This is a genomic window from Acidiplasma aeolicum, from assembly GCF_001402945.1.
In the GTDB taxonomy this organism is placed as follows: domain Archaea; phylum Thermoplasmatota; class Thermoplasmata; order Thermoplasmatales; family Thermoplasmataceae; genus Acidiplasma; species Acidiplasma aeolicum.
The window spans coordinates 1-13,396 of the sequence record NZ_LKBG01000224.1 but is presented as its reverse complement, the minus strand read 5'-3'; the positions used below and the strand labels follow the sequence as shown (position 1 = coordinate 13,396).

Below are 13,396 nucleotides of genomic sequence, written 5' to 3'. Positions count from 1 at the left end.
TAAATGCAACAACGGATGTAAAAACAAATATAAATGTTAAAACACCAATGACCATGTTTCCAAATCTCTTATCAAAAATCAATCTTAATGAAAATACCGAACCAAGTGGAACAAGCATGAACGAAACATACTCAACTATGTTTGTAAACCAGTTTGGATTTCCAAGGGGATATGCGGCATTTGCACCGTAAAAGCCACCGCCATTGGTTCCAACACCCTTAATTGAAACCAGGGTTGCCACAGGGCCAAGTGGAAGCCTGACCGCAGAGTTGCTTCCAATTGGAAGTACATTTATATAACTGCTCAGGGTTTCAGGCACACCGGAAAGTACAAGAATAACAGTAAAAAGAATGGTCAGCGGGAATATTACATAAAATATGGATATCAAAAAATCATGATAAAAATTTCCCAGCTTTCCATTGTCGTTTAATATTGCACGTATAAATGCCATGGATGCTGCAAAACCGGTTCCTGCAGATAAAAACATCAATCCGGTTATTACAAATGTCCATGAAAGTATGCTCAGATCAAATGGATTGGAAAAATGCTCAAGATTTGTATTTGTTAGAAAGCTGACAACTGTATTAACAATTAGTGATAGTGTCATGTGATTATTTGCATGTGAATATGGTAAATAATTCTGAAAATAAATAAAGATTATGCCAATGAGACCTGCAAAAAAATTAAAGATAAGAAGATTTAAAAAGTATTCCTTAAAATCCATCTGCCTGTTCTTATCCTCTTTTAAAAATCGCTCAAAAAAATTTACAATTCTCCCGGATACCGGATAAATCCATGTTTTTTCCTCCTGATCAAGATAAATTTTCCTGATAAACCCCGAAATCAGGTAGCCAAAAAACAGGGCGATAATTATATAAAAAAACACAATTAAAAGCCCAGAAATTTCCCTGTTACTGTCTATTAATGAGTATATACTGATCATAGCCTCTCAGCCTCTAATATTGAGATTATAAGGTATACTGCAACCAATAAAAGAAGTACACCAACTATTATATACGATACCAGCATGAGTATTGTTTAATATCATCCATATATTTATATTTAATCACATTTTTATATATTGTAATAATCACAAATAATGCTAGAATCATGCAAGGAAAATGTTGTAAATGCATGCAAAAGAATGTATGCCAGCGGCTTTACCGTTGGATCCTGGGGGAATATAAGCATGCGTTCTGGTAATTATATATGCATTACCCCTAGTGGATCAAATTATTCAAAATTAAGGCCTGAAGATATAGTTGTAACAGACATAAATGGGAAAAAAATAGAGGGTACACTTGAACCATCAAGTGAAAGGCTCATGCATTATGAAATATATAAGAAAAGGCCGGATGTTAATTTTATAATACATACACATGCCGTATACTCAAGCATATTTTCAGTAATAAACATGGAAATCCCGGCAATTACTGAGGACGTTGCAATGATACTCGGGAAATCGGTAAAAATAGCAAGGTATGCATTAACCGGAACAGAGGAGCTTGCACAGAACGTTGTCAATGCACTTGGCAGTAATAATGCGGCAATAATGGCAAACCATGGTGCGGTTTCAGTTGGCCAGGATATGGAAAGGGCAATGGCCGCCTCAGAGGTTTTAGAAAAAACTGCAAGAATTATGTCCTATGCTATTATGTATGGAAAATACACAACAATACCGGATGAGGATATAAAAATATTAATGGAAAAGTCTGGAAATTATCTTAAACAATGGAAAAACTGGGAATAACCATAAAAAGAGAATGTATCCTGAATTATAATGATGCCTGATAAATAATCATTTTTTAGTTTTATTCTGGATATTAAATGCATGTATTTTTAGTTGTGATTCAGGGATTTTGCCATGTAAGGGCCAAGCCTTTCATAACCAAGCTTCCTGAAGTAGTTTCTGACACCAATTCCGCTTATTACAAGTATGCGTTTTTTGTCATATTCCTCAAGTGTTATTCTCTCGGCCTCCCTGATTAGCCTCTGGCCAAAACCATGATGCTGCCAGTTTGTTTCTATTTCAGAACCTATTGGCACCACATCACCAAGAACCTTTATTTCTCTTATGATGGACGATCCCAGAACCTCCTTTCTATGTGCCATTTCAGAGGGGATCCTGAGCCTTAAATATCCAATAATCTCATTTCTGGAGTTTTCAAATGATAAAAATATTTCATCCCCGCCGGCTGCGATATAATTCCTTCTGATAAGTTTGTAATCGCTATCAAATTTTTCTCCTGTTATTCCTACCTCCCTGCTTCTTATCTCCATTGTCCTTATTCCAAGGCTTTTAAGGTTTTCATTTACAAGATTGTGAAGGTCGCTTCTCTTAACGCCGGCCTCTATAAAATGCACCGGTATATCCCTCTGCATTCTCATGACCCTTACCCATGGTGGCATGTTTTTCATAAAGTATGATATTACCTGCACAGCCCTTTCTGTATCATATGGTGTATATTTTCCCTCCCTCCAGAGTCTGTATACTGATGTATTTTTAACCACAAGCGTAGGATATATCTTAAGCATGTCAGGCATGTAATCCGGTGATGACATCATCAGGTCAAAACTTTTTATATCATCCTTATAATCCGCCCCGTACATGCCCGGCATAAGATGGTATAAAACCTTAAGACCGGCATCCCTTGCAAGCTGGGTTGATCTTATGATTTCTGCTATACCATGCCCCCTTAAGTTATCCCTTAAAATCTTATCATTTAAAATCTGAACCCCAAGCTCAACCTTTGTTGTACCATATGACAGTGCAAGGTCTATTTCCTTTTCATAAAACCAGTCCGGTTTTGTTTCTATTGTTAATCCTATGCATCTCCTTGATGCTGTTTCATTTTCTAAAATGGATTCCTCAAGTGTATTTGATATTTTTTTATTCATGCCATCAAGGCAACCCTTGACAAAGTTTTTCTGGTATTCCTCGGTTCTCGCGGTAAATGTGCCACCCATTACTATGAGGTCAACCTTGCTTGTATCATGCCCAATATTTTCAAGCTGCTTTAACCTGTTAAATGTTATATTGTATGAATCATAATAATTATTTCTACCCCTTAATGCAGATGGTTCAAATCCTGTGTATGACTGCGGTGAATTATTATCAACACCACCGGGGCAGAATAAACATTTGCCGTGCGGGCATGCCTCCGGGGATGTCATTGCTGCTACCACGGCAACCCCTGAAATTGTTCTTGTTGGTTTCTTTTTTAAAAGCTCCCTGAATTCGTTTTTATTATCCCCATAATTTAAAATTTCAACATCGCTTGGAACAACATCAAGATTAAATTTTTTTGATAGTTTAACCTTTTCTTTCTGCAATTCCATCTTATTTCTTATTCTTCCGCTTTTTAATTCATTTGTAATTTCTTCATAGAAATCCATAACTGGTATCTAAATTATAAATGATTATAAATTATTATTCATATCATCATTTTTCTGCGCCATCTGCTCCCTGTATTTTTTTCTTCCAATAAACCTTATAACGTATGAAAGGGCTATGGCAATAACGATAACACCATAATCTATGTAAAGGAAATAATGTGAATCAACAATTGATTTGGGAAGTATAAATGAACCTGCAAAAATAAAAATTATTGCAAGCACAAATACAAGGTTTGATGCAATTAAATAGCCACGTGACATTCTGTACATGTTTGCACGGTTATTTTGCATGTTTCCGGGCTGTGGGCCAAGACGGTTAATATACGGTGACAGTAATGATAAATAAATTATTAATGGAACCTCATCATTCATAAAATCGCATACACCAATTAAACTGTCACCTGAAATGGTAATTGTTCCAACCTTTGTGCCATCTGAAAGCAGATTTGAAACGCGGTTCATTCCGTCGGAGCTGAATGCAGTTATTGAATAATTTCTACCATTGTAATTCATCCTGAGCCCGCGTGAAATTGAACCCATGTCCATATCATTTTGCATTATCTTATATACACCGCCGGTTCTCTGTATTGATATTGTCTGCTGACCGGTAATTTCCACAGCTCTTGGACCGAGGCTGCCCTGAACTGTATTTACTGAATAGACCTCGTTACCGTCCTGATAAATTTTTCCGCCCCTAAATTCATACTGCACGCTTAATTATTTAAATATATTATATTATGTTTTCTATTATAAAATAATAACATTATTTTAATGCAATAAAATTTTTTTAAATTACTGTGATTTTTTATCTGCCTCCTTTGCCTTTTTTGTTCTTGAATATGTACGTGATTTTTCTGTTGTCAGCATTGATATATTGTTATTTAATATATATCTGTATTTTTCAAGAAGGCCTTTAAAAAGTTCATGCTCCTTTTCATAGCTATCTATAATATCCTTGTTGTTTTTATCCTCCAGCTGCAGTGTCTTTATCTGGTATGAAAGATCATCATTTTTATCCTGCAAATCCTTTAAAATTGAATTTAATTTTTTGTTTTCCTCCATTAAATCATTAAATTTTTTTTGTATTGAATTTATATCACTGTTTAATGATGCGATTTTAATATCCCGATCATGCAACTCCGATTTTAAATCCTGTATCTGGTTTCCGGATTCTGAAAGCCTGTTATTCAAATCATTAATTTCATCCTTATAATGCTGTGTCTGTGCGTTAAAACTCTCAATTTCCTCTGTAAATTTATCCTTTAAATCGGAAAGCGCAGATATCTGGTCCTTTAAATCTGCCTGTGATTTTGCGTATTTTTCTATCTCAGAATCCTTTTCCATAATTGTATCATTAAGCTTTGAATTTTCATTTTCAAGCTGTGTTATCTTTTCCTTCAGCTGGCTGATCTCATTATCCTTATCCCCAAGCTCTGATTGCAGCCCCTTTAAAGTTTGTGTTAATTCCTCGTATTCCTTTTTAAGACTGGACATATGTGTTAATGATATCTGGAGTATATAATTTTTCGCATTTTATTTTAATGATAATAATAAAAATTACAATTTTTTTAAAAAATCTGTTATATGCTGGTTAAACTCTTTAGAGTCGTCAAGATAGCATGCGTGCTGCCTTCCAACATTATAAAACTCTGCCTTTTTATTGTATTTTAACAGCAGCTCATAATTATTCTGTGGTGAAACGGCATCGTTTTTGCCCCACATTAACAGCATTGGCTTGCCTGAGATATTATTTAATTTTTCCTCATACTGTGAAACACCAACAGCACCGCTGAGTACAAGGCCATCAACCATATCAGGATAATTTACTGCAAAGCCAACAACAGCCTCACCACCCATGGATGCACCAAGAATTATTGCACTCTTAATTTTTAGTGCTGTCATAAATTTGTTAATAAATTCTGATAATGATATGCTAAGATTTGCAGATTTGCCGAAACCCGGGAAATCCACAGATATTGCGTGAAAACCAGAATTTGCAACGGCATCTATTGTGCCGGTTTCCTCGTATGTCCTGCAGTTAAATCTTGCCCCATGAAACATTAAAAAGGGCTTTCCAGATCCGCTTTCAATATAATGTATGCTTGCACCATCCACATCAATAAATTTATCCTCTAACATATATTCTATAATTATTAGCTATTAATTAAACGTTTTCAATTTTTTATGTATTTTATTTAAAATGAAATAATTAATTCTGTCATACATTGAATGACAGAAAAATAAGAAAATTCAAATCCACATATCACCCTCCTTTAGATGGTCTATAAATTCTTTTGGTATACCCCTAGAAACAAGGTGATATTTATTTGGGATAACCTCCATGGATACAGCTGCGTCTATTATATCCTTAAGGCCAACGTATTTTATACCCTTTAACGAGCTTGTACCGAACATCCATGGCGGTATGTCAAAATAATTGCTCAGCCTTCCCGGTATGGCAGGCCTGAGTATTGTGTTTAATTTTTTTGAAATATTTTCATTGTAATACCATTTTTTAAAGAGCAGGCTGTAATCATACTTTGGCTCATAAACCTTCCATTCTATGCCATACTTTTTCTCGATGCCTAAATAAATGGCATTGCCCCCGAAGTCATCAACTGTAGTTTTTGGTGGCTCCTCCTCCATGCCTGTTACAGAATTAACCACCCTTACGGGCACCCTGTTATACCTTGCCATTGCATCGTTGATTATATTTTCAAGGCTTATTATCTCATTTTCATCCAGGCCTGCATCATTTTCAAGCTGCTGGGATATATCCATGAAATAATCTATGGAATTATCTGCTGGTGAATTAATGAGTTTTAAATAGTAATAATATCTTTCACCACTCATATTATCCCAAATACAATAAACTAATGAGAATATATAATATTATCGGTATGAAACTTTAATTTTTTATTCACTTAATACCGGTAAAAGATAAATAAAAATACAAATCGGGCATATAGATTTATAATGCGTTATAGGTTAAATGATTACTCCATAATATTTAGGAATGTCAGGGGGCTGTGGCATCTCATTACAGCGGTTGTTGCAGCATCCATTCTGTTTGCATACTTTAGTGTGTTAATACCGCTTTATATCGGTGATGCGGTAAATTCAATGAAGGAAAAAAATTTTATGGGAATCTATCATTTCTCCATCCTAATATTATTTGTATCGGCACTTGTATCATTTTTTATATTTATTATTGATTATTATTCAAATAAGGTAAGCCAGAGATTTATATATAATTTAAGAAGGGAACAGTTTGAAAAGGTAATGGACAGAAATTATGAATATTTTATGCAGAATCACCCCGGCGATACATTATCAAAATTCACAATGGATATGGAAACATTACGCCGATTAATAAATATGACACTGTCAAACTTCTTCAGTGTAACATTCCTAATAATTGTTGCAGCCATAGATTTGACAAGGCTTTATTATGGTTTTACATTAATATTCTTTGCTGTAATCATTCCTGTGATCCTGTTAACTGTTAAATTACAGAGATCACAGAGGCCGTACTGGAGGGGTTTAAGGTCAAAATATGGATATATGAATGATAGGTTGAACCAGAATATTGCCGGTAACAGGGTTGTCAGATCCTTTAATGCTGAGGACAGTGAAATAAATAAATTTAATTCAATAACAGATGACTACTATGGGGACTATAAAAATATTGCGGCAATAAGGTCCTTTTATGTGCCATTATCACTCTTTCTAATAAGCATGGCAACAGGTTTCATAATAATATATGGTGGCTACCGGTCTGTTTATTATAATCTTAGCATTGGTTCAATAATAGCAGCAGTCAATGTTTTTGCCATAGTGCTCAGACCGGTTAGATTTTATGGAAGGTACATATCATTCTATGAAAATGGCAGGGCCAGCCTTGAAAGGATTAATTCAATGGATTATACTCCGGAGAAAGATTTATATTCTATAAAAAACATAAATTCATATGATATAAAAATAGTTAATTTGAGTTATAATATCAATGGCAGGACCCTGCTGAAAAATATTAACATGGATATGCCTGAGGGGTCAAAGATAATGATAATGGGCTTTACTGGATCCGGTAAAACAACACTTGCAAACATAATATCCGGTCTTTATAAGAATTATGATGGCCATGTTTATCTCGGTGGAAATGAATTAAGGGAAATAAACGATAAGATTCTAAGGAATACCATAGGAATAATTTCACAGGACATAACATTATTCTCCGGCACAATTAAATTTAATATAACGCTTGGCATGGAATATACAGATGATGAGATTAAAAATGCTGCCAGAATTGCAGGCATTGATGATTTTATAGAATCACTTCCAGACAAATATGGCGCACTCATTGGTGAAAGGGGCATTAACCTTTCAGGGGGCCAGAAGGAAAGAATAGCCATTGCAAGGGTGGTTATAAAAAATCCAAAAATTATTATTTTTGATGATTCCACCGCAAATCTGGATGTTTACACGGAACATGAGATTATTGAGTCGCTCAAAAACTATATTATTGACAAGACTGCAATTATAATAAGCAACAAAATTTCCGCATTAAGTCTTGCAGATTTTGTAATAATAATGAAGGATGGTGCAGTAATTGATCATGGCCCAAGGGATTATGTTGAAAAGAACAGCCCCATAATGGCTCAATTTTATGAAAGCCAGGAGGTATAATTAATGTTTAATAAATACCTTATAAGATTAATAAGGCAGATGCTGGGTTACCGGAAGAATTCATTAATTATTATAATCTCAATAATAGCAACATCTGCAGTTTCAATGCTTGGCCCACTGTTTATAGGCCTTTCTGTTGATTATATACTGGATCTTAGATTCAGGCTTGTGGTTTTATTCTCAATAATTTATATTTTGGTATACTTTATTAATTATATTGCATCAAAAAAGAGAACGTTTTATTCAATGATTACGGCCCAGCAGGTTATAAAAAGCCTGCGCCAGAGCATGTTTAAAAACTTACAGTATGTGCCGCTATCATATTATGGCCAGAAACAGTCAGGCCAGATCATTAGCAGGATTACAAACGATGCTGAGACATTAAGCGAATTTTTAACATTTCAACTTCCACAGGTTGCTGCAGGTGTAATTGGCATAATTGCATCCATAATAATTATGGTTTACCTTGACCCTGTGTTAACTGCCTATGCGATTATTGTTATTCCGTTCCTTCTGGCGGTAATTGCAATTATGAGCGGAAAAATAAGATATAATTATCATGAGGTTAGAAGAAAAATAGCAGCATTAACAGGTGGTGTTTCAGAATCAATAAATGGTATAAATGCTGTTAAATCAAATGGTGCAGAGGATGTATTTGAAAGGCAGTTTGAATCGCTCAACAGGAATAATTTTAATGCAAATGTTAATGCAGTTAAATTAACATCAATTTTTTCCAGCATGATGGAGATTATTGAGGCGGCCGGAATTATCCTTGTGCTTTATATGGGTGGCATGCAGATATTATCCGGTACCATCAGCATAGGCCTTGTTGTATCCTTTGTCATATATGTTCAGGGATTTTTCACGCCCATTGTCCAGCTTTCCCAGTTTTATAACTCATACCAGTCATCATCAATTGCGGTGGAACGTATCTATAGAATAATTGATGAGCCTGCAGAGGAAAATCATTATGATGTGGATGATATCAGCTTAAAAGAGTCAATAAAACTTATTAATGTGGATTTTTCATACAATAAAACAAGGGTTTTAAAAAATATATCAATGGAGATAAAAAAGGGTGAAAAAATAGCACTTGTGGGCAGAACGGGTGCTGGAAAAACCACCATTACAAATTTAATACTAAAATTCTATCATCCAGATTCAGGATCAATTTTAATGGACAATATTGATATCTCAAGAATTAATACATATAATTACAGAAAACATTTTGGTGTGATACTTCAGGATCCCTTTCTGTTTGATGGCACCATTCTGGACAATATTAAATTTTCAAATGAAAATATTACAGAGGAGGAAATAAAAAATAAAATTAATGATCTTGGCCTCTCAGAGGTATTTTCAGGTTTAAATTTGCATGATGATATTGGCATGCATGGAAACAGGCTTTCTGAGGGGCAGAGGCAGGCGGTGTCAATTTTAAGGGCCGTTATTAAAAACCCTGATATTATAATAATGGATGAGGCCACATCTGAACTTGATTCAATCAATGAAAAAAGAATTCAGGATGCATTATTGAATTTAATGGCGGATAAGACAATGATTATAATAGCACATCATATTAAAACAATACTTCATACGGATGCTGTTTATTATCTTGATAATGGCAGCATAGTGGAATATGGAAATCCGCAGGCCCTGCTTAAAAAGGAGGGGAAGTTTTACAGGATATATAAATCAATTTACACACAAAATTAAATTAATGAAATTTTTAAAATAGCTGCTGTTACTTTTCCTTATGGTCCGGTGATGGTATTTTTACTATTTTTCCCCTGACCTTTTCCACATCATACCTCTGATCCAGTTCAGACATTTTATTTAAGAATGCATCCTCAAGATTGAAGTTCAGCTCGTTTGCCATTGCAAGGCATGTGAAAAATATATCAGATATTTCATTCTGTATCTTTTTCATTATATCAGGATTACGCCCGTTTTTAATATCAGCCTCAAAATTTAGATCGTGCCATAGAAATATCTCCATGAGTTCAGAGGATTCTATGGCAGAGTTCATTGATAAATCCTTTAATGTCTGAAATTTTTGCCAGTCCCTTTTTTCAACAAATTCCCTTGCAATTTTTTGAAGGCCCTCAATTGTTGCCATAAATTAAAAAGGCAAATATATTATTAAAACTTTGGTGGTATTATCCGGTGATTCACCGTAATTCTAAATTGGTTTAAATAAGCCATAAAATTTTAAGCGCGCGGTTATGATTTATTAAATTTCTTCAAATGCTTACATGCTGTAGTACCTATCCCGGTATTTGTAAAGCGAGACCTCCTTTGAGTCAAATACCTGTCTTACAGTTATAATTTTATATGTTTCAGAATTCATTATCTGTGATTCTCCACCATCAGTGGATATTACTATGAATTTATCAATTAATGGCTCCTTTCTTATAATATTAAAATTCCTTCTGTAAAATTCCTTCTGTGTAATATTTTCTGTGGTCTGGGTGTCCAAATCCATAATCCCAATGCTGTTTGCTGATATGGATGTAACCATATAATATTTTTTATCAAATAATATTGATCCCTTTGTAACATCAAGTATTCTTATTAAATGTGTGTATCTGAATATGTCTTTGCCATCCTTTCTCCCGGCAAGTGATTTTGTTTGCTTCATTGATGTAAAATACATGCTATTTAAAAGCTTATCTATTTTTATTGCGTCCTCCTTTCTGCCCAGATATATGTCTATGCCCTCCCTTTTATTTTCTATCCTGCTTATAAAGGAATTTGGGTTATCCCTGTTTAAATCCCTTACATACGACACAATTAGGTCTTTGGCATCATTGAGCCTGCTGTCAAATTCTGTGCTGAACGTTCTTAGCTGTATTATACCCTCATAATAAGACCCGGTAACCTTGTTGCATACAGGACAGCTTTCCTTTAAAATTTTAAGATCTATTTCAGCTGTTTTATTTACCATGCCAAGTGTTTTGCTATTTACATCTATATTTATTATGATTCTATCATCACTTAACTCCAGATTATTTATGGATTCAACATTGCCATTATCGATATTAATATGGCCAAGGGCCTGTCTTTTCAATACATTTTCAGTATCATTATAATACCATTTTTTATTTATTTTAAGTGCCCCGCATTTTGGGCATACTGTAATCTCCATTTTACTGGACTGAAGGCGGATCTGATCGGCAAGGCAGGATGAACACATACCATGTTTATATGCCTCGTTCTTTCCGCATATTATGCATTTCATCATTTTATTATTGCATAGGTGTATTTAAGCATTAATCAATTTTGGTATCATTGATTCATCTATATTATAGCATTTGTTTTCATCGCATACATTTATTTTATTATCACCTTTTTTTAAAATAAAGTAGTTCCATGGATAGTATTTTAGTATAGAATTTATTGCAGATTCATTGGTTGTTTCTATCTTATACATATTTATTCTTTTAAACAATGCATTTAATGAACCTGTAAAAAATACAGGATTCCTTTTAATACTGGATGCAACAGACCTTATGCTGTTATCAATAATTTCATTGTATTCATCATGAATATATGATTCAATGATAATATCATTTAATGCTGCTGAAAAGCCTGATGGAATTGCATTATCATTGCTTTCCCTTAACCTGACCGGCAGATCTGTCAGGTATGAGTAAAAACCTCCTGATGATTTATCATGGTATTTACCTATCATTGTTTTTATGAGATCATCTGCATAATTAAGGTAAATATCATTAAATGTTGCCTCATAGAGGTATAGCAGGCCCGAGGCAAAGAACGCGTAATCATCAAGAAATCCCGGGATTTCAGATTCCCCCTGACGGTATCTGTGCATAAGCACACCATCTTTATACATTTTTGAGATGATGAAATCTGCAGCATTTTCAGCAAGATCCAGATATTCAGGTTTTTTAAAAACAATATATGCCTTTGAAAGTGCCTCTATCATCATGCCATTTATATCGGATAATATCTTGTCATCGGTATTTGGTTTTATCCTTTTATCCCTGGCCTGGTGGAGCCTTAATATATTTTCTCTAAACTTTTTATTAAAAATTTCATCGTCATTCAAATTCTGTGGAATGTAAATGATATTTTTTCCTGTTGGTCTTGAATAGGCGTCATAAAAATTACCCTGCGGTAAAACATCAACTGTTTTCATAAAATCCTCATCAACCAGATTTTTTAGTTCTGTGTAATCCCATAGATAATATTTACCCTCCTCATTCTCTGAATCCGCATCAATTGCGGTAAGAAATGCACCATTAAACATATCAGATTTAACAAAATTAAAAATTTCATCAACGGTGTTTTTATAAAGATCCCTTTTTGTTAAAGAGTAGGCAAAGCTGTATGCTGAAATTGCAAGGGCCTGGTCATATGCCATCTTTTCGAAATGCGGTATTCTCCATATTGAGTCTGTTGAGTACCTGTGAAAGCCACCACCTATTTGATCGTAAATACCTCCAAGGCGCATATTTCTTAATGTTTTTTCAACCATATTTAAAGCATTTTCATCATGATATTTTTTATAGTACTGCATTAAAAATATTAGATTCTGGAATGATGGAAACTTTGGGCTTGACCCAAAGCCGCCTGACTCGGAATCAAAATTTTTTGAAAGTGATTTATATGCATTTTCAATTAGGGATTTTATATCATAATCATTGCTTTTATTTTCACTGTTTTCATAATTTTCAATTGCCCCTATTACGGAATCAGCATTTTTTAAAAGTTCAGACCTTCTGTGCTGCCAGAGTTCCATTACACTATCGCATATCTCAATAAGGCCCGGCATGTTATTTCTGGATGTTTTTGGTATATATGTGAATGCGAATATTGGTTTTTTATCAGGGGTAAGTATCATATTTAACGGCCATCCTCCCTGGCCTGTAAGAATCTGGCTCATTGTCATGTATAAAGAATCTATGTCAGGCCGTTCCTCCCTGTCAACCTTTATGCATACAAATGTTGAGTTCATTTTTGCCGCAACATCATTATCACTAAAACTTTCCATATCCATTACATGGCACCAGTGGCATGTGGAATAACCTATGCTCAGGAAAACAGGTTTATCAAGGCTCTTTGCAAGGTTAAATGCCTCATCAGACCATGGATACCAGTCAACAGGATTATTGGCATGTTCAAGTAAATATGGGCTCTTTTCATTTTTTAAATGGTTCATGCGTGCTTATCAAAATTATATATACAAATATATTGTTTTAAATTCTGCTAACCATTTTATATAATTAATATGAATTTAACAGGATTTTAAAAGAATGCAAAAATTTTTGCTTTTAAAAATCATAATTAT

At 34.2% G+C, this 13,396-nt stretch carries 12 protein-coding genes; 3 read left to right on the top strand and 9 right to left on the bottom strand.

Features of this window, described 5'->3' with window-relative positions; genetic code table 11:
• Positions 1-943, bottom strand: a 943-nt coding sequence (locus tag AOG54_RS05215; protein WP_162200869.1) for a potassium-transporting ATPase subunit KdpA, incomplete at its 3' end; no start/stop codon positions are given.
• 156 nt (positions 944-1,099) lie between these two features.
• Between AOG54_RS05215 and AOG54_RS05210 the strand changes: the two genes are divergently transcribed.
• Positions 1,100-1,750, top strand: coding sequence for a class II aldolase/adducin family protein (locus tag AOG54_RS05210; protein ID WP_048101406.1), 651 nt, complete (start codon positions 1,100-1,102; stop codon positions 1,748-1,750).
• A gap of 89 nt (positions 1,751-1,839) precedes the next feature.
• On the opposite strand, the gene AOG54_RS05205 is transcribed toward AOG54_RS05210, so the two are convergent.
• From AOG54_RS05205 to AOG54_RS05185, 5 genes are all read right to left on the bottom strand, one after another.
• Positions 1,840-3,396: a tRNA uridine(34) 5-carboxymethylaminomethyl modification radical SAM/GNAT enzyme Elp3 gene (locus AOG54_RS05205; RefSeq protein ID WP_054964063.1), complete on the bottom strand. Its 1,557-nt coding sequence runs from the start codon at positions 3,394-3,396 to the stop codon at positions 1,840-1,842.
• Between the two features lie 24 nt (positions 3,397-3,420).
• Complete coding sequence (locus AOG54_RS05200) at positions 3,421-4,107, bottom strand: hypothetical protein (RefSeq protein WP_054964064.1); 687 nt, start codon at positions 4,105-4,107, stop codon at positions 3,421-3,423.
• 81 nt (positions 4,108-4,188) lie between these two features.
• Entirely contained in the window at positions 4,189-4,890 is a 702-nt protein-coding gene (locus tag AOG54_RS05195) for a hypothetical protein (protein ID WP_054964065.1), read from the bottom strand.
• A 63-nt stretch (positions 4,891-4,953) separates the two neighbouring features.
• Positions 4,954-5,535 carry an alpha/beta fold hydrolase gene (locus tag AOG54_RS05190; RefSeq protein ID WP_048101410.1) on the bottom strand — a complete coding sequence of 194 codons (582 nt, stop codon included), beginning with the start codon at positions 5,533-5,535 and terminating at the stop codon, positions 4,954-4,956.
• A 111-nt stretch (positions 5,536-5,646) separates the two neighbouring features.
• The gene (locus AOG54_RS05185) at positions 5,647-6,249 is read right to left on the bottom strand and encodes a hypothetical protein (RefSeq protein WP_048101411.1); all 603 of its coding nucleotides are present in this window, start codon (positions 6,247-6,249) and stop codon (positions 5,647-5,649) included.
• A gap of 123 nt (positions 6,250-6,372) precedes the next feature.
• Between AOG54_RS05185 and AOG54_RS05180 the strand changes: the two genes are divergently transcribed.
• Positions 6,373-8,082 (top strand): ABC transporter ATP-binding protein, encoded by a 1,710-nt coding sequence (locus AOG54_RS05180; protein ID WP_054964066.1) that lies wholly within the window; start codon positions 6,373-6,375, stop codon positions 8,080-8,082.
• A 3-nt stretch (positions 8,083-8,085) separates the two neighbouring features.
• Positions 8,086-9,798 carry an ABC transporter ATP-binding protein gene (locus AOG54_RS05175; protein WP_054964067.1) on the top strand — a complete coding sequence of 571 codons (1,713 nt, stop codon included), beginning with the start codon at positions 8,086-8,088 and terminating at the stop codon, positions 9,796-9,798.
• A 28-nt stretch (positions 9,799-9,826) separates the two neighbouring features.
• Here AOG54_RS05175 and AOG54_RS05170 read toward each other — a convergent pair whose 3' ends face one another.
• The 3 genes from AOG54_RS05170 to AOG54_RS05160 form a co-directional block, all read right to left on the bottom strand.
• The gene (locus AOG54_RS05170; protein ID WP_048101415.1) at positions 9,827-10,201 is read right to left on the bottom strand and encodes a MazG-like family protein; all 375 of its coding nucleotides are present in this window, start codon (positions 10,199-10,201) and stop codon (positions 9,827-9,829) included.
• 132 nt (positions 10,202-10,333) lie between these two features.
• Positions 10,334-11,323, bottom strand: a complete 990-nt coding sequence (locus tag AOG54_RS05165; RefSeq protein ID WP_048101416.1) for a 60S ribosomal export protein NMD3 — start codon at positions 11,321-11,323, stop codon at positions 10,334-10,336.
• 24 nt (positions 11,324-11,347) lie between these two features.
• Positions 11,348-13,267, bottom strand: a complete 1,920-nt coding sequence (locus AOG54_RS05160; protein ID WP_084779436.1) for a thioredoxin domain-containing protein — start codon at positions 13,265-13,267, stop codon at positions 11,348-11,350.
• Positions 13,268-13,396: the final 129 nt, after the last annotated feature.